The organism is Microcoleus sp. Pol17C6 (genome assembly GCF_036701145.1).
GTDB lineage: Bacteria > Cyanobacteriota > Cyanobacteriia > Cyanobacteriales > Microcoleaceae > Microcoleus.
Genome location: NZ_JAUBQH010000002.1, coordinates 1 through 24,038 on the forward strand (window position 1 = coordinate 1; position 24,038 = coordinate 24,038).

The 24,038-nt window shown below is 46.5% G+C and carries 13 protein-coding genes; 5 read left to right on the forward strand and 8 right to left on the reverse strand.

Annotated elements, in window-relative coordinates; genetic code table 11:
* Window positions 1–400: 400 nt before the first annotated feature.
* From QUA25_RS01310 to QUA25_RS01320, 3 genes are all read right to left on the reverse strand, one after another.
* On the reverse strand, window positions 401–601 hold the full coding sequence (locus QUA25_RS01310; protein WP_333034960.1) for a hypothetical protein: 201 nt from the start codon (window positions 599–601) through the stop codon (window positions 401–403).
* 304 nt (window positions 602–905) lie between these two features.
* The gene (locus QUA25_RS01315; RefSeq protein ID WP_333034962.1) at window positions 906–1,481 is read right to left on the reverse strand and encodes a Uma2 family endonuclease; all 576 of its coding nucleotides are present in this window, start codon (window positions 1,479–1,481) and stop codon (window positions 906–908) included.
* A gap of 89 nt (window positions 1,482–1,570) precedes the next feature.
* The gene (locus QUA25_RS01320; protein ID WP_333034963.1) at window positions 1,571–2,848 is read right to left on the reverse strand and encodes an ATP-dependent DNA ligase; all 1,278 of its coding nucleotides are present in this window, start codon (window positions 2,846–2,848) and stop codon (window positions 1,571–1,573) included.
* Between the two features lie 329 nt (window positions 2,849–3,177).
* On the opposite strand from QUA25_RS01320, the gene QUA25_RS01325 reads away from it, so the two are divergent.
* The 3 genes from QUA25_RS01325 (at window position 3,178) to QUA25_RS01335 (ending at window position 10,907) form a co-directional block, all read left to right on the forward strand.
* Complete coding sequence (locus tag QUA25_RS01325; protein WP_333035212.1) at window positions 3,178–3,483, forward strand: glutaredoxin family protein; 306 nt, start codon at window positions 3,178–3,180, stop codon at window positions 3,481–3,483.
* A gap of 199 nt (window positions 3,484–3,682) precedes the next feature.
* Window positions 3,683–5,185 (forward strand): UDP-N-acetylmuramoyl-L-alanyl-D-glutamate--2,6-diaminopimelate ligase, encoded by a 1,503-nt coding sequence (locus QUA25_RS01330; RefSeq protein ID WP_333034964.1) that lies wholly within the window; start codon window positions 3,683–3,685, stop codon window positions 5,183–5,185.
* Window positions 5,186–5,354: 169 nt separating this feature from the next.
* Window positions 5,355–10,907, forward strand: a complete 5,553-nt coding sequence (locus QUA25_RS01335) for an AAA family ATPase (RefSeq protein WP_333034966.1) — start codon at window positions 5,355–5,357, stop codon at window positions 10,905–10,907.
* Window positions 10,908–11,038: 131 nt separating this feature from the next.
* On the opposite strand, the gene QUA25_RS01340 is transcribed toward QUA25_RS01335, so the two are convergent.
* Entirely contained in the window at window positions 11,039–12,655 is a 1,617-nt protein-coding gene (locus tag QUA25_RS01340) for a HAMP domain-containing sensor histidine kinase (protein ID WP_333034968.1), read from the reverse strand.
* Window positions 12,656–12,923: 268 nt separating this feature from the next.
* On the opposite strand from QUA25_RS01340, the gene QUA25_RS01345 reads away from it, so the two are divergent.
* Complete coding sequence (locus QUA25_RS01345; RefSeq protein WP_333034970.1) at window positions 12,924–14,330, forward strand: TldD/PmbA family protein; 1,407 nt, start codon at window positions 12,924–12,926, stop codon at window positions 14,328–14,330.
* Window positions 14,331–14,637: 307 nt separating this feature from the next.
* On the opposite strand, the gene patX is transcribed toward QUA25_RS01345, so the two are convergent.
* Entirely contained in the window at window positions 14,638–14,844 is a 207-nt protein-coding gene (gene patX, locus QUA25_RS01350) for a heterocyst-inhibiting protein PatX (RefSeq protein ID WP_333034972.1), read from the reverse strand.
* An 817-nt stretch (window positions 14,845–15,661) separates the two neighbouring features.
* Complete coding sequence (gene coaE / locus QUA25_RS01355) at window positions 15,662–16,393, reverse strand: dephospho-CoA kinase (RefSeq protein ID WP_333034974.1); 732 nt, start codon at window positions 16,391–16,393, stop codon at window positions 15,662–15,664.
* Between the two features lie 205 nt (window positions 16,394–16,598).
* Here coaE and QUA25_RS01360 point away from each other — a divergent pair, with 205 nt between their 5' ends.
* A complete protein-coding gene (locus QUA25_RS01360; RefSeq protein ID WP_333034975.1) occupies window positions 16,599–21,746 on the forward strand; it encodes a CHAT domain-containing protein in 5,148 nt (1,715 codons plus the stop codon).
* Window positions 21,747–21,838: 92 nt separating this feature from the next.
* On the opposite strand, the gene QUA25_RS01365 is transcribed toward QUA25_RS01360, so the two are convergent.
* Both QUA25_RS01365 and QUA25_RS01370 read right to left on the reverse strand, forming a co-directional pair.
* Window positions 21,839–22,216: an EAL domain-containing protein gene (locus QUA25_RS01365; RefSeq protein WP_333034976.1), complete on the reverse strand. Its 378-nt coding sequence runs from the start codon at window positions 22,214–22,216 to the stop codon at window positions 21,839–21,841.
* 23 nt (window positions 22,217–22,239) lie between these two features.
* Entirely contained in the window at window positions 22,240–23,664 is a 1,425-nt protein-coding gene (locus QUA25_RS01370) for a diguanylate cyclase domain-containing protein (RefSeq protein WP_333034978.1), read from the reverse strand.
* Window positions 23,665–24,038: the final 374 nt, after the last annotated feature.

A 24,038-nucleotide genomic window follows, 5' to 3' on the forward strand; every position in this document is an offset into this window, starting at 1 on the left:
TCGTGGATATACAACATTAGACTCTGGATAAAGTTGGTATGCCGTTGTTTTATTTTATCCAGAGTGATGAAAGAGCGATAGTCTTTCCACTCAGATTTTTCTCCGAGTGGTGTGATTAACCGGGCTTTGCCACCATCTACACTTAGTTCAGTAATATCTAATGTTGCTACGGGTTTATTGAATTCTTGATAATGTACTAATCTTTGTTGTGTTTTCGATGGAACAGTAACTCCAGTTATGTATTTAATATCTTTTGATGCACTTTCATAGGCAACATTAGCACTCAGTCTTAAACAGCAGTTTTCTAAATGCGGGCTTAATCTACTTCCCGTACCACACCCTAGTCGAGCCGCTTGCTTCTCGGTGATACTTAAATCACCTAATGTACTTTTTAATTTCTTTACCCTTCCTGCTTTTGTGCCGCTAGCTGAGTAGATAAAAAAATTCCGATCTGTGGTGTTACATGAGTTAACACTCTTTCTTTTACTGCTAGCTCGATATCTTCTAATGTCTTTAACGAGCCAGGTTCACAATCCGCATACAGGATTGCAGAAATAGCTTCTACATGTGTTTGAATCGCCTGTTGCTGTTCTGGGGTCATGGTTCAATCGCCATTAATAAGACACTATTATTCTCGCCTATTTTGCTCAACAATGGCTCAAAGCCACTATTTTACTTTTCTTAAGTATTTATACTTGTCGCAAAAGTGACACGCTCCCTGTCTGCCTAGTAAATTATCTTTTGGGTGCGTAGTGAGGACTTCAGTCCTCATCGTTTCGTAGTAAGGACTTTAGCCCTTCTTTCGCTTAGGCAGAAAAACTAAAGTCTTTACTAAGAAATAGGTTTAAGGTTTTTGTCAAAGTACAGACGAGAGGAGATTGCTACTCAAAATTTTGTTTTATACATCAAAATACCATGCCGGGGACTTTTTGATAAACTTGTGCGATCGGGCAGCGAAAATCTATACTCATTAACTCTAACTCATCTCCTTGTCGGTAAGTCTGAGAAACCCAATTTCCCTCAGCGTTGACGCGAAAACACTCTATTTTGATTTCTGATTGAGTTATGAGCACGTATTCCTGCAAACTCCGAGAAGTTTGGTAATCTGCAAATTTATCACCTCTGTCAAAAGCTGCCGTTGAGGGCGACAAGACCTCAACTACTAAAGATGGATATAAAATGAAATCTTCAGTAGTTGAGGTATCTCTTTCGTCGCAAGTCACCGCTACGTCAGGATAGTAATAGCAATTTGCCTCTTCCAGTCGCACTTTGATATCTGATGACAGAACTAAGCATTGCGTATTCAGAAGATGAGTTCCCAGCAGCCGGATTAAATTACTAGCAATAATAATGTGAGGCTTTTTTGCCCCTGTCATTGCATAAACGTGTCCGCGTCTGTATTCGTGTTTGATCGGGCTTACTCGCTCGCCTTCTAGGTACTCTTCTGGAGAGATGTAGAAATTGTTTTTGCTGATAACCATTAATTTTTACTCCGCTGATTTTATCTGATACTATGTATTGGAACTCCCATATTGGGGGAAGGAAACGGCACTGCCGTTTCCCTACAAATTTAACAAAACTCCAGAAATCGTGCGTGCCAAAGTTTGCCACTTTCTGTCAAACCCTGCGATCGCACTTTAATTTTGACACTTTTGGGGTTAGCCTCGTAGAGTCGGGCAATTTCCTGCATTTCCTCCCCGCTAAACCCGGTTCCCACGCTTCCTACTGGGACTAATTTGCCATCAATTTCTTGCGCTACTTTGACGGCACTAAACGGCCGCCCCGCCACTTTGGTCGCCGTCAAACCCACAATAAACAAATCGTGTTCTTGACAGTATTTAGTCCTCACCATCGGATATTTCTTAACATCTTTGCCGCCGACATACTGGCAGTTGTGCAACACCCAAACTTCGCCTTCTTTATTTTCATATTCCTGCTGATTTGCCAGGACGAGTTTTTCGGCTGTGGTGCGAAATGTCGGTACAACTTCAAAGGCTGGGGATAAATTCGCCAGCATTTCGCCAACTTCAACTCCCGCTGCAATTCGTTCGGATTCTGCCACGGTAGTTAAATCATTGCCTTTGAAAAACAAACTTTTAAAAATAGCATAAATTGCGCTGGGCTGGATTGTGGGAAAACCGCTTTCAATATTAACTGTAGCAGCTTGCGCCCCCGTGCGGTGTTCGCTACCCGTACAACTTTTGTAATACAGTTCGCCGTCTAAAACAAAGGTGCCAATTTTACCGGCTGTGTCGATTAATGTGCGATCGATCTCGATCGATGCTTGTTGCCGCAGGTTAGTCGATCGCGATTGGTAGTATACTTTATCTGGCGTCGCGATGACAACTACTCGATTGCCGTCGCGCTTTGGCTGTCCCCAATAATCGGGATTTTCGATGTAATAAGAACGATCGCTCGGCGCGTCAACCGGCTGCATGGTTACAATCCTTCCCGGCTGCAAGTGCGGCGGCAATTCGGGAACAATCGGATGGTAGACAGTTTCTATTTTTGGGTCGGAAGTTGATTGTTTAGCAGGAGCGATATCGGCGGTAGAATTGTTTCGAGTATTGAGGGCGATCGGCTTTTCTCCGGTTTCCAATTCAAAGGCTCTTTTCCAAAAGCCGATCGCCATTTCGGGGTATCCTTCCGACTCCGCACACAGCGCAAAACCAATAACTTTTGCCGTACCAATTCCGCGCCCGTAATCAGCTAAATACTGCACTGCCCCCGCTTCTCCCATCAAGTGCAATCCTCGCGTCACGATGCGATTGTTCCAGCGTTCTCGAATGTCGGCGGTAATTTTTTTAGCGGCTTTTCGCTTGGCTTCTGCGTATTCGGTGCAGTCCATACTGCCTCCTTTATGTAGGGATACTTATTATATTATACTAAACCTTGATTTATTAGTCAAGGTTGTTTTTACAATTAGGTGGTGTGAATAAATTTAATTCTTTCATTGGTGAACTAGATTTATTTTTTCACCGCAGAGGCGCAGAGGGCACAGAGGAAGAGAAGAAAGAGATAGTCAAGCGCGGTAATCTGTTGGCTGCCAATGCTAAGATAACTTCGGTCGCGCATTGCGACCAATAAAGCCGTGAGTTGTGTCTTACTCGCGTTGAGTTCGCCAACGTGCGATCGGACATTTCAGAATTTAAGATCGAGTTTAATCTTACTGTTATGATGCGATTGATTTTGTACAGCAAACCCGGATGCCACTTGTGCCAAGGGTTGCAAGAAAAACTCGAACAGATTGAAAGCCTCAAGTTTCAACTCGAAGTCAGAGATATTACCGAACAGGATGACTGGTTTCAAGCTTATCAGTACGAAGTTCCAGTTTTGTTTAAAGTGCAGCCCCAGCCAATAAATTCTGCTGGCGAGGCTGCATTCTCCGCTGAAGAACTGTTACCCCGCCCTTCTCCCCGCTGTAGTGTCGCCCAATTGGAGCAAATGTTACAGAAATATTTGCAAATCGATCCGTCACAATAATACGATTTACCCAAAAACTCAGGTTTTAATCCTGACCTCGGGGTGCTCGGTGTGCAGCTTAATCTAGGCCGATAGGTTTTACACCGCGCATAAAAAAAACCTAGGGTTTGCACCGCGCACAGCAAAAACCTGTAGATGGTGGCTCAAACAATGTGTTCCGCCAGTCATATTCAAGACATTCAAGCGAGGAGTTTTTCAGATGAAATTGAGAGAATTATTAGCAGCAGTTCCCAGCATTTCCTTTGACGCGCAACATCCCGCCCTCGATGCCGAAGTCAAGGGTTTATCCACTAATTCCCACGCTTGTCAGGCGGGCGATTTGTTTTTGGGAATGCCCGGAACTCGGGTAGATGGGGGAGATTTTTGGCAAAGTGCGATCGAATCTGGTGCACTTGCCGCCATAATTTCCACCCAAGCAGCCGAGAAAACACCTTCCGAAGACGGGGGTAGTTGCGTCATCGCAGCAGCGGATATGGCTCAAGTTTGCGGTCAAATAGCCACTGCTTTTTACGGAAATCCAGCTAGCAAATTAAAACTTGTCGGCGTTACCGGGACTAACGGCAAAACTACAACCACTCATTTAATCGAATTTTTGCTCAATGAAATGCAGTTGCCGACGGCGATTTTTGGCACGCTTTACACTCGCTGGCCGGGCTTCCAACAAACTGCACTTTACACCACACCTTTTGCAGTTGACCTGCAAAAGCAATTAGCAGAAGCTGTAGCAGCCGGATGCAAACACGGGGTGATGGAAGTCAGTTCCCACGCATTAGCACAGCAGCGAGTTTTGGGGTGTAGTTTTGAAGTAGCTGTGTTTACGAACTTGACTCAAGACCATCTCGATTATCACCGTGATATGGAAGATTATTTTGAGGCTAAATCGCTTTTGTTTGGTTCGGATTACCTCGCCAATCGGGCTGTAATTAATATTGACGATCCCTACGGGCAGCGGATATTTGAAACCCTCAAATCTGACCAAGTTTGGAGTTACAGCACTGTTCTGAAAACGACAGATTTGTATGCTTTTGATTTGGAGTATCAGCCAAACGGAGTTAAGGGAATGCTGCACACTCCGAAGGGTGAAACAGCTTTTTCTTTGCCTTTAGTCGGTCAGTTCAATTTATCAAATATGTTGGCTGCTGTCGGTGCTGTTTTAGAATTGGGTTTAGATTTGTCTACGATTGTGGAGAAATTATCTCAGTTTTCGGGAGTACCGGGACGGATGGAACGGGTGCAAATTAGTCCCGACCAAGATATTAGCGTTATTGTCGATTACGCGCACACTCCCGACAGTTTGGAGAACTTGTTGAAGGCGTCGCGGCCGTTTATTCCGGGGCAGATGATTTGCGTGTTTGGCTGCGGTGGCGATCGCGATCGCACTAAGCGGCCGATCATGGGTAAAATTGTGGCAGAATTAGCCGATTTAGCGGTTGTTACTTCCGACAATCCGCGCACGGAAAATCCCGATCGCATTTTGGAGGATATTTTAGCAGGAATTCCCGCCGCAGTAAAGCCGATCGTGATGTGCGATCGAGCCGCTGCAATTCGCACTGCTATTATGGACGCTAAACCCGGAGATGGCGTGCTGATTGCAGGGAAAGGACACGAAGATTATCAAATTTTGGGCACCGAAAAAGTCCATTTTGACGATCGAGAACAAGCGCGAAATGCCTTGAAAGCCAGAATGAATTCGGTTAAGTGAATGCGGTGAACAGTTAACAGTTAAGTGAATTCACTTAACCGTTAACTGTTAGCTGTTCGCTGGCTGTAAAATTTATTGTATTTTTAAGTATGGATACGAAGGTATAATCTGATTTGCAGTAGATTATAATAGTAAAATAAAATATTTTAATAGCAAAATAATTATTGTTATGATAGAACTAACTGGCTATCAAATTCTCGCTCGAATTTATTCAGGCACTCGCACCCTAGTTTATCGCGGAACTCGCCTCTGCGACCAAAAACCGGTGGCCATCAAGGTCTTGCGAAACGAGTATCCCACCTTCAGCGAACTCTTGCATTTTCGCAATCAATACACGATCGCCAAAAACCTGAATTTGCCCGGAATCATCCAAACCTACAGCTTGGAACCCTACCGCAACGGCTATGCCCTGATTGTGGAAGACTTCGGGGGAATTTCTCTGAAGGAATGGACGGGGAAAGGAAAAACCGTGCAATCTCTGGTTGATTTTTTCCAAATTGCGATCGACCTAAGCAATACCTTAGATATACTTTACCGCCACCGCATCATTCACAAAGATATTAAACCCGCCAATATTTTAATAAATCCTGAGACTAAACAAGTCAAACTCATTGACTTTAGTATAGCATCTTTGCTGCCGCGAGAAACTCAAATGCTGATGAGTCCCAACGTAATTGAAGGAACACTCAGCTATCTATCTCCCGAACAAACAGGAAGGATGAATCGTGGTCTTGACTACCGCACAGATTTTTATTCATTAGGTGTAACTTTTTACGAGTTACTGACAGGAAAATTGCCATTTCAATCCAGCGATGCGATGGAATTGATCCACTGCCATATTGCCCAGCACCCGCCATCTGTACGTGAAATTAATCCCGAAATACCCCTTGTTCTCTCGGAGATGGTCAGCAAATTAATGGCCAAAAATGCCGAATGTCGCTATCAGAGTGCATTAGGGCTGAAAGCAGATTTAAAAACTTGTTGGCAACAACTCAATGAGACAGGTAAAATTGAGAGTTTTGCCATTGGGCGGCGAGATTTTTGCGATCGCTTTATCATACCAGAAAAACTCTACGGCCGAGCAACCGAAGTCGCTGCATTATTAGCCGCATTCGAGCGAGTAGCAAACCCCTCTAAATCTCGTCCCCCAGAACAGCCTGCGACCGATAGAAACGATGTAAAAGAAGACCTCGCCTTGATTAAGGAGGACTGGCGTGACTTGAACTTATCCCGCAGCGAAATGATGCTAGTAGCCGGATTTTCCGGCATTGGGAAAACCGCTGTAGTCAACGAAATTCACAAACCAATAGTTCGCCAGCGCGGTTATTTTATCAAAGGCAAATACGACCAATTTCAACGTAACATTCCCTTTAGTGCTTTTGTGCAAGCCTTCCGAGATTTGATGGAGCAATTACTCTCAGAAAGCGACGCTCAGCTAGAACGATGGCAAAGGAAAATTATCAATGCTCTTGGCGAAAACGGTCAAGTTATTGTAGAAGTAATTCCTGAATTGGAACGAATTATTGGCAAACAACAGCCTGTCTCGGAACTTTCGGGAAGTGCCGCCGAAAATCGTTTCAATTTACTATTTCAAAAATTTATCTCTGTTTTTGCCACAAAAGAACATCCCTTAGTGATTTTTTTGGATGATTTGCAATGGTCAGATTCAGCATCCCTGAAGCTTTTGCAAGTGTTGATGAGTGAAAAAGATAGTCAGAATTTGCTGGTAATTGGGGCATATCGAGATAACGAAGTCTCTCCGGCTCATCCATTTATGTTGGCAGTAGCAGAGATGGAAAAATCCCAAGTAACGGTAAATACTATTACCTTGGAACCTCTGAGTCAAGTCGATATTAATGATTTGATAGCAGATACTCTCTCGTGCGAGATCCTTCTTGCTCAGCCATTAACCGAGTTAGTTTATCAAAAAACCAAAGGCAATCCATTTTTTGCCACGCAATTTCTCAGGGCGCTACAGGAAGATGGGCTGATTACGTTTGATCCCACCCCCCTTTCCCAGGGCGGAGAGAAAGGGGTAACATCCCCCCTTATCAGGGGAGGACACAGGGGCGTAACAGGGGGGTGGCAGTGCGATATCGCCAAAGTCAAAGCCCTAACTATCACCGATGATGTAGTGGAGTTTATGGCGGTGCAATTACAGAAGTTGCCGCCAGAAACTCAGGATGTGCTGAAGTTGGCTGCGTGCATTGGAGCGCAGTTTGATTTGAATACATTGGCGGTAGTCAGCGAGAAGTCGCCGGAAGAAACTGCTGCAGATTTGTGGAAATCTTTGCAAGAAGGATTCATCTTACCAACCAGTGAAATTTACAAGTTTTATATAGGGAAAGAAGAGGGAAAAAGCACCCCCAACTTGCCAAATACTGCCGCTCAATTACCTCACTACAAATTTCTTCACGATCGGGTTCAGCAAGCTGCTTATTCATTAATTCCTGATGACCAAAAGCAAGCCACCCATCTCAAAATAGGACAGTTACTTCTTCCGAATTTCTCCGAGCTTGAAAGAGGAGAAGAAGTGTTCGATATTATCAATCATTTTATCATTGGCTCGGAGCTAATAACGCAGCAAGAAGAACGAACCAAGCTCGCTAAGATTAGCCTCTTTGCAGGGCAGAGAGCCAAACTCTCAACTGCTTATGAATCGGCGACCAAATATCTCGCTTTCGGCTTAAATTTTCTACCAGCTAATAAATGGGAATCGGCATATAAGTTAACATTTACGATGTATTTAGAAAGCCTTGAGGCTGAATTTTTGGCAGGAAATTTTGAGCAAGCTGAAAATTTTATAGAGATCGCATTTAGTTATGCCATTTCTAGTCTTGATCGAGCCAAAATAATTGCGATTCAGCTAACTCATTATCAAAATAAGGCTCTGTATCAAAAGGCGATTCAGGTAGGAATTGAAGGGCTAAAACTGTTAGGCTTAAAACTGGCGATTATGCCCAATGAAGCAGAGTTAGAAGGGCTGGCTCTGGAAGTTAAAAAAACCTTAAATCAGCGCGCAGTTGCAGGACTAATCGACGCACCACTCATTGTCGATGAAGAACGCCAAATGCTGATCAAACTGCTAATGAACATGGTACCGCCTACTTACCTAACTAATCAGGAGTTGTTAGTGTTGGTTGTTTTACACATGACCAATCTCTGTTTGGAATACGGGAATACCAACGTGGCGGGTTTTGTTTATGTTTGGTATGGCACAATTCTCTGCCAACGCTTTCAAGACTATGAATTGGGCTATGAGTTTGGACTTTTAGGGTTAAAGGTGAATGAAAAATTTCATAACACCACCCTAAATGGCAAAATTTATATGTCGTTTGGCAACTTTATCAACCATTGGCGCAAGCACGTCAGTTCTAATCTTGTTCTGCAACAAGCTGCTTATCAGGGGGCAATGGAGGTAGGCGATTTTTCTTGGTGCCATCACAGTGCTCTGTTCAGTTTCTGGCAGCAGGCGATCGTATCCAGCGATATTCACAGTTTGCTGGCTCGACATGAAAAGTACATCAGCTTTGCAGAACGGACGGAGATTACGACAGCATTTGCCCTAATTCTTCAGTGCAAGCTCCTAGAGAATTTGCAAGGGCTAACGATAGGGAAGTATAGCCTTAGCTCTGAAACATTTGATGAAGAGTCCGCGCTAGCAACATTCAATGAAATTGGCTATGGCTATGGCAGTAGCACTTACTATTTCGCTAAAGCCTTTTTGTTTTTCACCTATGGTGAGTATGCTAAAGCTTATGAAATGTTAGTAGCTGCGGCAGAGTTTTCTAATACACTTTATGGACAATTTCAACGTGTCCTGCATTGTTTTTATCAGTCTTTGAGTGTATTGCAACTTTATGGGCAAGCACCGGAAAAACACCCAAAAGATTATCAAGAAGTTGTTCAGAATAATCGCCAACAACTTAAAATGTGGGCAGAGAACTGTCCTGAAAACTGTCTGTCCAAATTTCTGCTTTTAGAGGCGGAGATGGCTCGTGTTGCGGAACAAAACTGGCAGGCTGCTGAGTTGTACGATCGCGCCATTCAACTCGCTAAAGAAAACCAATTCCTCAACGAAGAAGCCTTAGCCCACGAACTCGCCGCTAAATTTTACCTCGGCTGGGGGAAAGAAAAAGTCGCCGCAGGCTATATGCAGGAAGCCTACTATTGTTACGCCCGCTGGGGAGCAAAAGCCAAAACCGATGACCTAGAAAAACGTTATCCCGATCTGCTGCGCCCCATCTTACAACAGTCCGGCCAACCCATCACTATTTTAGAAACCCTATCCACCCTCACCAATCCCACCTACTCAATTCATTCGACCACCCATCCCACTACCTCAAGCACCTCCATCAACCATGCTCTAGATTTTACGACCCTGCTGCAAATCTCCCAAATGATCTCCAGCACGATCGACCTCGAGGAGTTGCTGCAAATTGTCACCCAAACCATGTTACAAAACTCGGGAGCAGATCGCTGTGCACTGATGCTCTGCCAAGATCAACAATGGCAAGTGCGGGCAATAGCTACCTGGGAACACATTAGCCTGCAAAGAGAACCCCTAGAGAATAATCCCACCGTTCCTGTTAAATTAATCCAGTATGTCAAAAACACCCTAGCAGCAGTTGTCATCGATCACGCCAAAACTGATCTGCCTGTGATTGACGATTATTTAGAGCACCACCAACCAGAGAGTTTGCTGGGTTTGCCAATTCTAAATCAGGGGAATTTGGTCGGCATTTTGTATCTAGAAAATCGGATAACCAGTGGGGTGTTTAGTCGCGATCGCCTCCTAGTGCTGAATTTTCTCTCTAGTCAAGCGGCGATCGCTCTGGAGAATGCCCGCCTCTATCACCAAGTGCAGCAGACTTTGAATGAACTTCAGCAAACTCAGATGCAAATGATCCAAAGTGAAAAGATGTCAGCATTAGGTAATTTAGTGGCAGGGGTTGCCCATGAAATCAACAACCCCGTTGGTTTCATTGCCGGGAACATTAATGAAGCTCATGCGGGAGTCCAAGACTTAATTGATTATTTGCGCCTCTATCAAGAAAAGTTTCCTCCATCCGAAACAGAATTGATTAAGAAAGCAGAGGAAATAGATTTAGATTATCTAGTAGAAGATTTACCCAAAATGTTGAGTTCCATGAAAATAGGATGCGAGCGCATCAAAAGCATCAGCACCTCCCTCCGCACTTTCTCTCGCGCCGATACGGCCCATAAAGTTGAAGCCAATATCCACGAAGGCCTCAATAGCACTTTGATGATTTTACGCCATCGCCTGAAAGCGAACGACAAGCATCCTGAAATCAAAATCATTAAAGACTACGGCAATATTCCCAAAGTAAAATGTTATTTGGGACAATTAAACCAGGTATTTATGAATTTGTTAGCAAATGCGATCGATGCCTTAGAAGAATCGAATCAAGGACAGAGTTTTGCCGAAATTCAAGCCCATCCCAATCACATCACTGTTCGGACTAAAGTCGAAAGTGAAAAGGTAAAAATTTCCATCGCCGATAACGGAAAAGGAATGTCAGAAGAGGTGAAAAATCGTATCTTCGACCATCTATTTACCACTAAAGATGTGGGCAAAGGAACTGGGTTAGGATTGGCGATCGCGCGTCAAATTGTAGAAGAAAAACACGGCGGAAAACTGAGTTGTTTTTCTTCACCGGGAGAAGGAACGGAGTTTGTCATTGAGATTTTAATTGATTAAAGGTTAGTTGTCCGTTGTTGACCGATATTAATGAGCTCTATCTTCTCTTCCTCTGCGTTCTCTGCGTTCTCTGCGGTTAAATCATTCCGATGCAACCGGAATTGATAGGACAACCAACAACTGACAACTGACTATTGCAGCGGCAAAAATACCGTCATCACCTCGCCCTTTTGGGGCCGCTGGCGAATTACCAACTTCCCGCCAGCAGCCCGAAATAAATTCTTAGTCACGCTCAAGTTTAAACTCAAACTTCCCGTCTCCGGCTGCACCATCAACAAAGGCCCGATTGATCGCAAAGGAGCATTCCCCTTAGCTGCAAAAGTCGATGCGACATTACCTTCAGGTAGGTGTTCCGATTCCAACTGCAACTTTAACTGATCGCCCGCCAAAGTCACCTCCACCTGAATGCGACTCCCAGAGGGCAAAGTTCGAGTAAAATTCTCAATCAAATTAGTTAAAACCTGATCCAGCATCGTCGGATCGCTGACTACCGCCGGCAACTTTTTCGGCACAATAACTTCCAAAGTGTGGTTTCGCACAGCCGCCTGTTTTTGCCAGCGGGGAATGCTATTTTGTAGCACTTCACCGAGGGACATTGCTGTTAGCTGCACGCCAGAATTTTTAGCTTGCGACATTTCCAATTCCACGGCGCGGAAAATTAAACCGAAGCGATCGATCTGAGCGGTACACTCAGCATCAATCATTTCCAAACGCTTGACCACAACCGGGTCGAGTTTAGGACGTTTCAGCAGCAGCCGAGTCAGCGTGCGAATAGTAGCCAAAGGAGTGCGGACTTCGTGGGCGATCGCCTGTAGCAATTCCACCTCTTTAGTAGCCAGAGGAATTGGAGATTTGCAGTTGATATCTGTAGCCGATAACTTGTGATGTCTATGGTTCAAACCATCATCAATTCTTTCATCCTTTATCCTGACTGCTTCATCTTTCCCAACCGGCAAATTATGCAACAGCAAGCGGCTGAACTGCATCACTGTTTGATAATTTGGCTCCACAGGCAAAAACTGCTGGAACAGCGCGTCTAATTTAGTAGAATTATTAGTTAATTGGCTAACTGATAAATTGAAACTACCGTCAGAATTGGCAAGCAAACATTCGCTTTCAGTCACCCGGCGCCGCAAAACCTCCCAAGCTTTGGCGACTACTTGCGGATCGAAAGAAAATAGAAAAGCCGGAATTCCAGCAGAATTTTCACCCAAAACCATCACCAAGCTAAAACTAGCAGTTAAAACCAAACAAAACTGCTCGTGCGCCAAAGGATCGCCATTTGCCAAAGCCAAAGCCGGGGCCGCTGCAGGCACTGATGTTTGCACATCAGCCGCCGGCATTAAAGCTAAAGTTTGTCTAGCCCGAAAAGACCACAAAGCTGCATCGTTGTCGGGAATACTGGTAAAAATCCAATTGGCAAAGCCGTTGGCCAAAGCGGGATCAGTCAAAACCGAAGACGGGCCAGACAACACCAATCCCTGAGAGGAATTGGGGATTGTCGATCGACAATTTGCTCGATCGGCATCTGTTTTTTGTCCGGCTTTTTGCCGATCGAGCATTTGATTCAAAGCTGCGATCGCCCCGTACCATTCGTGCTCAGCTTTCAGCCGAGAAGCCCCACGGCTTGCAGGACACCGATGGCGGTTGTTTTCTCCCGCCAACTTAGCATCAAAGAGACTCAGGTCATTTTCTTGGCCTTCGGAGGCTAAAATTTCGCTTATTGTCGGTAAAAAGTAAGTATTCACAGTTATAAACCCACCTTCGGAGGCATGAAGGGTGAAGTATTTATGTATAGGAAAGTTCAGGAGTTAGGAGTCAAGCACCAGCACGATCAAAAAATCCCGCATAATTTCTTGCACCTTCCTCCTAACTCACAGGATATCCACATTTGTCAACTAACGATATTGGCAGAACCGTACCAATAAGCCGCAATCTCCGCGCTTGGGGCGATATTTTGGACGATCGCCCTAACAAAAGTGCAAAATGAAGTAAGTTAAACACCGTGCTTTCCTTATGCCCACCTCGATCGCCGACTCGAAAAATCTGCTGTCCGACTTAATGGCACGCTACCGTCACCAAGTCGATTATCTGGCAATTCGACTGGAAGAAGCCGAAGGCACCGACATCCTGCTGCGGGGCGAAAAAATTGAAACCCTCAGCGAAGGAGTCTCAATTGGCGGTCAAGTCCGAGCTTGTCACAAAGGCGGCTGGGGCTTTGCCAGTTTTAACCGACTTTCCACCCTCGCCGAAAGAATCGAAGAAGCCATCGCCGCGGCAAAACTGATCGGCGAAGAAGAAACGATCCTGGCGCCTGTCACCCCAGTACAAGACATTTGTTTGCTGCCGCTGACAGGAACCGACCCCCGTCTGGTTCCCCTAATTGACAAAAAGCAATTGTGCGATCGCTACGCGGCCATCCTCCGCAGCATTGACCCCCGCATCGCCACAATCTCCGTGCGCTACGGCGACAGCACCCAGCGCATCATCCTCGCCACCTCCGAAGGCACCATGCTCGAACAAGGTTGGGCAGACATGGAAATGCGCTTTGCCGCCACAGCCCGCAGCGGGGAAACCGTACAAACTGGCCGCGAAACCACTGGTTCTCGCAAAGCTTACGAAGACTTAACCGATCTCGATGTTCAAGTTCGCAGCGCCGCCCAGAGAGCCGTAGATTCCCTAGCCTTACCCCCCGTCCAAGGCAACACCTACACCGTCGTCATCGACCCAATTTTAACCGGATTATTCGTCCACGAAGCCTTCGGACATCTTTCCGAAGCCGACATGGCCTACGAAAATCCCGACATTTTGGAAATTATGACCCTCGGCCGCCAGTTCGGCCCCAAAAACTTGCAAATTTTCGACGGTGCAGCGCCAGAGGGACACCGGGGCAGCTATGTCTACGACGACGAAGGCACTCCCGCGACTACTACTCAGTTAATTAAAGACGGCGCTTTAGTCGGGCGACTGCACTCGCGGGAAACGGCGGGTAAATTGGGAGAAACGCCTACTGGCAATGCTCGCTGTTTGAATTATCATTATCCGCCGATCGTCCGCATGACGAATACTTGGATCGAACGGGGTGACACGCCAGTTGCTGACTTATTTTCTGGTATCAAAGAAGGAGTTTATGCGCGCAATTGGCAAGGCGGCATGACTAACGGCGAAATGTTTACTTTCAGTGCCGGCGAAGCTTGGATGATCCGCGACGGAAAACTAGACAATCCGGTACGGGATGTTACTCTTTCGGGTAATGTTTTCAGCACTTTAGCTGATATTGAGGCGATCGGCGACGATTTCTACTGGGATGAATCCGGCGGCTGCGGCAAGGCAGGACAAAGCGGTTTGCCCGTGGGCTGCGGCGGCCCGAGTTTGCGGATTCGCGATGTCGTTGTTGGTGGCGAAGCTGCGGAAGAAGATTAAAGCTGCACAAGTTTAAAAAATAAAGGTAAAGCGCCAGATTCCTACTCGCGCTTTACCTTTATTTTTTGAGGGCAACATTTCGCGCCCGTTTGTGGTGTCTGATATTTTGACGATATTGGGCAAAAAAACCCGAATAGCGAACAATTATGCATTGAGTCGTCAAATACCGCTGAAAAATCGGTTTTTTGCTACGCAGTACGTAAGTCCCCAATTAATGGCTCGAAATTTTCAATTTTTCTCTTCTTCTCTCAATTTTATATTGTCCCATTCTCCCCCTAATTCCCTGCAATTATCGCTTTTTTCGGCTTTATCTCCCCTGGCCTCGTCCTGGTGGCGTATTATTATCTGGCTCTTTATCGTAAAAGGTCTGAGTGTCGGCTACGGCGGTTAAAATTTCGGGAGCAGAGTTGTCTCGAGCAAAAAAGGTCGATCGAGTTTCTAAGCTTTGAGCATTAACTGCGCCAGCACTCAGTAACAGGCTTGACATCAGGATGGAAGAGTAAACGCGCATCATAAATTTTGGTGTTTGTATTTTCTCCTTCTTGATACGCAGTCTGTACTCTGGTATCAGGATAAAAAAATAATTGTGGCGAAGTCATCAATTAGTAAGTGAGGACACCTGCAATTTTTTTGAGTTTTGGTTAAAAGCTGGTGAAATCCATCCTTTAGCTCGCTTGTTCGCGGGTAATTTCTAGTTATCTGCTACTGGCGGGCAACCAGCAGAATTCAAGACCATGTTCAAAAAAAGAATACTACTCTTCTCTGCCCGTGTTCCCCACCCTGGTAGCTATAAATCATTCCCAAATCTCAAATCTCAAATCTCAAATCTCAAAGGGTATCGCCCCAGGAATCCTTTTGAAACAGTCTTCCAAGAAAGAAACAAAAACCGCCAATTGTAAAGTTTTACTACTTTTATGATTAACTTGATAATTTATTGAGGTGAAGCGGCAACCCGGGGATTAAAGACACAATAGGAGAGTACCCAGCCGCGCCATCAGCACGTTAGATATAAATATCTTGGTGAATGAGATTCCTTAAAGTGGGCAATGCCTAATTTTTTACATTAACTTCATAAATGGTTGCTATTATATTTTCAAATAAATTGTGAACTTTTTATTTTTTGTGATTTTTTCTGACTTTTCTGATCTTGCTTGGTGACAAGAGGGCTTACGCGCCACTTTGAAGGAGGAGTCGAAAGCGGTTGGAGAAAAAAGCCCCTTCACAAAATCGTGGATTCAATCTCAAATCTCACCTCTCAAAGCGACTAACTGGCGCGCAGGGATTAAAAAAACCTGGTTTTAAAACCGCTATCGCGGAGTCAATCTCACATATCAAATCTCAAAGCGACTGACTTGCACATCTACCTCCAGGAATAGCGAGTCGAGCGTTGACGAGTTGTCCAAAATAACATCAGCTTGTTGACACTTTTGAGCTAGCGGCAACTGGGCATTAATGCGGGCCTTAGCTCGATCGTAACTCAAGCCGTCTCGCTGCATTAGTCGTTCTAACTGCACTTCGGGTGAACAGTACACTACCCAAATTTCGGTACACAAGTCAGTCATGTTAGCTTCAAACAGCAGCGGCACTACTAAAACCAAAGTCACCGTGTCAGCCGGCGCGCAGAAACTGGGTTTTTTTTCAACAATACTTCGTTCTAGCTTTTGGTTAAAAAAGCCGGTTTCTTGAGTCTTTGTACCTAAATCCTGTGTGCTTTGGGATACCAAACTCGATGCAGCAATGTAGCTTTGAGTTTCCTCAACTAATCGGCGGCGCACGTAAGGGTGAATCTGTTGTTCCAACCACTGCCGCTCGTCTGGGTTACAAAAAATAATACTTCCCAACTCGGGCCGATTTAAATTGCCGTCCGGGAGCAAAATACCGGCGCCGTATCGTTTTACAATAGAGTCAAGTATTGGCGAACCGGGGTTCACAGCTTCGCGGGCGTAAATATCGGCATCTAAAATCGGAAATCCACAGGCATCTGCAAGATAATTAGATATAGCGGTTTTACCGGTGGCGATGCCCCCAGTTAAACCGATCAGACGGACAATTCGATCGCTCATAATTTTCTCTGTTTAAACTTCCTGTGTTTCGACACTTACTGTCAGTCTTTGCTATGTTGGTGACACAATCAAATTTAGACTTAAATTTTAAGATTTGCGATCGAGAGTTCGCGTTAGGAAGTGTCAGGATTGGGGTGCGATCGACTCTTTTTTACCTAAAATCTCAATTTTAAACTCGAATTAAGGTCTAGACCGAGGCAAACTTATGAATGCTCAACGTGCTGTGCGGTCGATTCTGGCAGCAATTCCCCTTGCTGGATTTTTGATAGTAGATTTTTTCCCCAACCTGGTTTTCCTCAAAGAAAACAGCAACGGATGGGTACTCGTGGCAATTTATCCCCAATCTAAAATTGCAGCAGCACAATCTATTACTCCAGCCCCAGACGGCACCGGAACCGCTGTCACCGCCCCAGGTCCAGGGTCGCCCCCTCGCTACGACATTAAAGGCGGCACTACTTCCAGAGACGGAGCCAATTTGTTCCACAGTTTTACTCGGTTCGGTCTTAATTCTGGCGAAACTGCCAATTTCATCTCCAACCCAAGCGTTAAAAATATCCTCGGCCGTGTTGTCGGGGGCGACGCTTCCTTAATTAACGGTCTAATTCAAGTTAGTGGCGGCAATTCTAATTTGTTGCTGATGAATCCCGCAGGCATTATCTTCGGAGCAAATGCCCGACTCGATGTATCCGGGTCTTTTTTGGCTACCACCGCTAGCGGTATCGGTTTTGACAACGGCTGGTTCAACGGTACAGGGGCGAACGACTTCGCGGCCCTAGTCGGAGCGCCGAATGCTTTTGTTTTTGGCTCACAGCCCGCGAGTATTGTCAATGCCGGTAACTTGGCTGTCGGCATGGGGCAAAATTTGACTTTGCTAGGCGGCACGGTGATCAGTACAGGGCAACTTTCAGCCCCGGGCGGTCAAATTACTGTGGCGGCTGTCCCGGGCGAAAATCTGGTGCGGTTCAGTCAAAACGGACTTTTGCTGAGTTTAGAAGTTTCTCCAGCAGCCGGAGTGTCGGGTTCGGAAGCGGTTCCCTTCTCTCCCCAGAGTTTACCAGGGCTGCTGTCGGGTCCCGGCGTGGCTCACGCTACGGGTATAACTACGAACGCTCAAGGTGAAGTTGTGCTCACAGGCGGTCAAACAGTGCCAGGAGGTGCTGGAACTGCGCTGGTAGCGGGTTCTGCGGACGTGTCTGCTACGGGGGGCCTGGGAGGAAGCGTCAACGTGTTGGGCGACAAGGTAGGGCTGTTGGGAGCGAAGATTGAAGCTTCGGGGCCCGACGGCGGCGGAACGGTGCGGATCGGGGGAGATTACCGAGGCGAGGGAACTGTGCCGAATGCCAGGATGACTTACGTGGATGGCAAAAGTTCGATCGCCGCCAACGCAACTGAATCAGGCAACGGCGGCAGAATTGTGGTCTGGGCTGACAACACAACAGCATTTTTGGGCAGCATCAGCGCAAATGGCGTTTCTGCAACAACCACCGCAGGTGTTGGGGGGTTTGTGGAAGTTTCGGGCAAGCAAAGATTGATTTTTAACGGTACTGTCGATACGTCTGGGACAAACGGTTTGGGGACTTTGCTGTTAGATCCAGACAATATTTTAATTACAGATTCGCCAGAAGGTGCGGGCGATGCGGAAATTATTGCCAACAATAATATTTTGGCAACAGGAACGCCATCACCACAGCCAAAAATTTCTGAGCCTTCGCTGACAATTTCGGCTACAGCTTTGGAAAGTATGTCGGCGACTGCAAATGTGGTTCTCGAAGCGCTCAACGATATTACAATTGCTGATTTGGCGGACAATCAGTTGAGCTTTCAAGCAACTACTGGTTCGGTAACATTGAGAGCAGATGCCGATCGCAATGGTGCGGGTGCTTTTTCGATGAATGCTGCAGATACAATTAGCACGGCTGGCGGTGCGATCTCCATTTCGGGAAGTCAAATTACTGCGGGCAATTTGTCGAGTAACGGCGGAAATATTAGTTTGATTAGTCCGGGTTCGACTGTTGCCAATAATATTTCTTCATCCAATCCCAGCACCGGCAGCAGCGGGAATATTGTGCTCGAAGGCCTGAACGTGACGGCCCAAAAACTTGATGCCAGCGGTCGGGAAGCGACGGGAAATGTAACTGTGACGGCTCGGAATGTTCTGGGAGTGAGATCGATCGCAGGGGGCTCGGGAAACATTACTTTGACTGGTGATGAAATTAATTTTAAAGGCGACAAAAATTCAGTCAGAGGTACGGGCTTTTTGGTACTGCAACCTTGGAGTCCAGGTCAAAATATTGCGATCGGCGGTTCTGGAGATGTCGGTACTAATATTTATTTGAATCTGACGGCAAGCGACCTCGGAAGTTTGGAAAATGGGTTTGCTGGAATTACGATCGGCCGCACCAACGGTATCGGTTCAATTCTGATTGCCAACGATTTCACATTTTACGATCCGCTAATTATTCAATCGCCAGCGGGTTTGGGAACAATCACTACCACAAATTCCCTGACAGGGGCAGACAATGCCTCAATTACTATCAAAGGTGACGGCAATATCCGTACCGGAAATATCACTACCCACAATCAGGAAATTCGCATTGTCAGCACCGCAGGCAATGTCACAACCGGTCGGCTACTTACTGGAACTTCTCGCACCATCAACACTTCTGTCAATTCTTCCGAAGATACAGGCAATTCGGCGGGAGATGTTAGTGTTACCGCACACGGGACGGTGACTGCCGGGGCGATTGAGACAAGGGGCGATCGCGCAGGGAATGTGACGCTGACGGGGCCCAAGGGAGTCACTGCGGGGGCGATCGAAGCTGGTGGCGTCCAAACAGGGGGAGATGTTACCCTGACGGGCAACGAAATTGACTTGACAGGTGACAAAAATTCGCTCACCAGCAACGGCAATCTGGTGCTGCAACCGGCTGATCCGAGTCAAAATATTATAATTCAAGGTTCTGGCGATACAGAAGCTCTGAACTTGACTGCTGCGGAATTGAACACTTTTCGGAATGGGTTTGCTTCGATCACGATCGGACGTTCTGACGGTAGCGGTGTGATTTCGATTCCTTCTGAAACTCCAAATTCAACGCCAAATTCAACGCCAGTGGCGCTGACATTTCAAGATCCGACGACGATTCGATCGCCATCGGGCAGCGGCGCGATCGAGGGAACGGGTGCGATCGTCGGCACTGATAACGCCACGATCTCTCTGATGGGGGGTACTGTAGCCGTCGGAGACGTTACCTCGACTGCGGGGATTAACATCACTAGCAGTCAAGGCAAGTTGACTGCTGGTACGGTTTCATCTCGCTCAACTTCCGGGGTGGCGGGCCCTATCACTATTCGCAGCGCCGGTGCGGTAGAAACCGGCAACATCGATGCTTTTGGTGCCAGAAGCGGGGGAGATATTTCGATTGCGGCGCCGGGCCGGATCGTTACAGGGGTGATCAACTCGAGTTCGCAATCGGGAAGTGCCGGTTCGAGCCAAATTACCGGGAACAAAGATATTGAAGTTGTTTCGATCAAAGCTCGTGGCAATATCGGCGGCGATGTGGCAGTCGAAGCTGGGGGAGCATTTCGGGCTGCGGGAACAGGAACGGCTGCTGAGCGCGCCCAGGTCAGCATTTCTACAGACGGGCTGGCTCAATCGGGTTCACAGACGCTGCTGCAAAGCACTTGCCCGTCGGGAACCTGCACGGCGGCGACTGTTGGGACGGGAAACTCGAAGTCGAACACTGCCACCTCCTCAACTGCGATCGGGCCGCTGGCGATCGTGGCGAGTCCGGCACCAACTACCAGCGTGGAACTGAAAACTACAGACAATTCTCAACAAATTGTGACTCAGGTGAGTCTTCCTCCCGCAGCGTCGGTGCCAAAGGGCAGTACCACAAATGTCTCGCCAGAACCTGCTGCTGCGTCTGTTGAGGCGGGGTCGAACGAGACTGCTGCCGGCCCGGTACTGCTGTCGCCGTCGGTGTTAACAGACAATTTGGGCGCGCCTGCGACGACAGAAAACGGCAGCGTGGCAACAACTCCACAGAAGCCTGCGAGCGCGGTGAGTGCAGAAAGTGTCGGGAATGTGAGGGTTCCTGAGATTTCTCGATCGAGTTCGATCGCGCAAATAAGTCCGATCGACGCAGTGCAGCAAAGGGATAGAACTCAGGGCCGGGAATTTGAACGTTACTTTGGGGGTAATCTCACTGAAAAGTCAGTCACGCAGCAAAGTATTCGAGATACTCTCAGCAGCGTCAATCGCTTGACTGGGGTTAAACCCGCGATCCTTTACGTTTGGGCGAAAGAAAAACATTTAGAACTTGTGTTGTTATTGCCAGACGGCAAAAATGTTTTTAAAAGCGTGCCTGCAAGCCGCGAGACAGTGCTGCAAGTTGCTAAAGAATTCACTAATGCTATCAGAACTCCTAGGAGATTGAATGCTGCTAATTACAAGGAACCTGCCGAGAAACTTTACCAGTGGTTAATTGCACCGCTGCAACCGGAATTGGAGGCTAACAAGATTGGCACCTTGGTGTTTTCGATGGATGCCGGTTTGCGAACTTTGCCTTTGGCTGCTCTTTACGACGGCAAGCAGTTTTTGGTAGAAAAGTACAGTTTGGGGCTGATTCCGAGTTTGAGTTTAACTGATACTCGCTATGCCGATGTTAAGGGTTCTGAAGTGTTAGCGATGGGTGCGTCGAATTTTCCTGCCAAATACGATCAAAATCCTTTGCCTGCGGTGCCGCTGGAAATATCGACAATTGTCGGCAAGATTTGGCCGGGTTCGTCTTTTCTCAATGAAGCTTTTACTTTGGCAAATTTGAAGAACAAGCGCAATCAACCGCAATACAAAATTATTCATTTAGCTACTCACGGGGATTTTCAGCCTGGGGGGGCGGAAAATTCTTACATTCAGTTTTGGGATACTAAGTTGCGGTTGAATCAGTTGGAGCAGTTGAAGCTATCTAACCCGCAGGTGGAGTTGTTGGTTTTGAGTGCGTGTACTACGGCGGTGGGAGACGAACAAGCTGAGTTGGGGTTTGCAGGGTTGGCGGTACACGCGGGGGTAAAATCCGCTTTGGCGAGTTTGTGGTATGTCAGCGATGTCGCTACTTTGGGGCTGATGACTGAGTTTTACCAGGAGTTGCGTACAGCGCCGATTAAGGCTGAGGCTTTGCGGCAAGCGCAGTTGGCGATGCTGCGGGGAGAAGTGCGGTTGCAAGATGGTTATTTGGTGCGATCGGGCAACAATCAAGCTCTGCCTTTGCCGTCAGAGTTGACCGCCAGGGGCGATCGAAATTTCTCGCATCCTTATTATTGGGCTGCTTTTACCATGATCGGTTCGCCGTGGTAATTCAGAAGGAACAGCGTGCGATCGGCCAAAAAACCGGGAGAGAACAAGTTGCAAAACTCGGTGGATGGGAATAGCTAAAAAAGTGCGGTAACTCACACTAGAAACCGCGACCTCAACATCGAAAACGAGATAAAATGGAACAATAAAACTGAAAAAAAAATTCGACTGCTAGCGCCAGAAATATTGATTGTATACAAGTCTTTACTAAAAAATTTTAGTGCAGATAAATTTTGATACTTCGATAAAAAAGTTTCGATTACCCAACAACAATCGCTCTTTGTTATCAAGCCATAACACTCGGCGGTGAGAATAAACTCATTGGGAGCAACGCTTTCTCCGTTTTGGTCAACAAGCATTGTCAACAAAATTTCATAAGGCTCTAATGATTGATTAGAGGTAATAGAGCCAATCTTTTGGAAGTAGAGACAAAAACGATTGGTTTCTAACGCACGGCTGATTTTGGAAATCAACTGCCTCTCACCACGTTATCTAATTATATTAGTTCGCCATCGTCTAGACGAGAAACATGAACACAGTTGCGACCTTTGCCTTTGGCAGCATAACAAGCTACATCAGCCGCCCCCATAAGCTCCATCAAATTTTGGCTGGTGTGGTTAATGGTAACAACTCCAATACTGACCCCGATGATAAAGGTTTTGCTATCCCAAATAAACCGGAACTGATCCACTATATCTTTGAGCTTTTCCGCAATCTGAGCTGCTTTAGAGAGGGGACATTTAGTAAGCAAAAGACCAAATTCATCACCTCCCAAGCGAGCCAGTGTGTCATTAGCGCGGACTCCCTTTTGTAAAAGTGTAGTGATTTGGCGCAGTAGCTCATCGCCAGCAATATGACCAGCGGTATCGTTAACGGCTTTGAACTTATCTAAATCTAAATAACAGAGAGCGTGCTGCTGATTCCTATCTTGAACAGAGGCGATCGCCTCAATTAGTCGCTGCTCAAATCCTCGACGGTTGATTAAACCCGTCAGAGCATCGTGAGTGGCTTCCCAAGAGAGTTGACGAGCATGATTGCGCGATTCGGTAACATCATGAAAGACGATGACTGCCCCAATAATTTGACCTTGGCGGTCTCGAATCGGTGCTGCTGAGTCCTTAATGGCATACTCCGTCCCATCGCGCGCAATGAGAATAGTATGGTTAGGTAAGCCCACAATTCGCTTCTCCAACAGAGCCTTGTCGATCGGATTCTCTACTGGCTTTCGCGTTACTTCATTGACAATTTCAAAGACTGTAGACAGGGGTAGTCCATGAGCCTCATGAGCCTTCCAGCCTGTCAGTTGCTCAGCGATAGGATTGAAAAATCGCACATTACCTTGAGCATTGGTAGTAATAACTGCATCACCAATCGATTGGAGAGTCACTTGAGCGAGTTCTTTTTCGGCAAAGAGCGACGCTTCGAGACGTTGGCGTTCTTCCATTTCTCTCAAGAGACGTAAATTCTGCTCTTGGAGGCTTTTTTGCAACCGTCGGATGGTTAGGTGAGTTTCGACACGAGCTAATACTTCTTCGGCTTGAAACGGCTTAGCAATATAATCTACCCCACCAACAGCAAGCCCCTCAACCTTATTGAAAGTTTCATTGAGAGCACTCAAAAAAATTATCGGAATGTCTGCGGTTTTCTCGTCAGATTTTAATTGTTTACAAACTTCATAGCCATCCAAATCGGGCAATTTAATGTCGAGTAAAATTAGTTCCATCCATGGCGATTGGGCGGCTCGGAGCGCCATTGCGCCTGTTGTGACACTGCGAACTTTATAACCATGTGCGCTCAAAGTACGGCTCAGAAGACGCAGGTTATCAGGCAGATCGTCAACAATTAAAATATTGCCTCGGTAGTTGGTAGCTGGATCGCTAACTCTATCGCTAGTTATATCGAGAATCCTACTGCTTTCCATAGTTTATTACCAGAGGATTATAAGCCTCTGAATAAGAGTATAGTTGAATTATTAGGTTATAAACTCACTTTACGCACAACGAAGTTCTGCGATCGCAGAGTTCTAGGACTGGCACCCTGCCACAGCCCCTACAAAATCTGACTTGTTGAGGTAGGGATAATCCCCCCGTGGTTGCCCTTCTTCGTTTCGGGTAACATGAGGAGAAGATTTTTGCAACCCAAGCAGCCGATTTATAAACAAGCACATTTCTTACAGGGCAAGTCTACTCCTCATTGCGATCGGATGTCTCGTGCTGCTGGGTTGGCAATTTGACATCTCCGTACTCAACAGTGGTTTTCCCGGTATGACTTCCATGATGAAGCGGGCAATGGCAG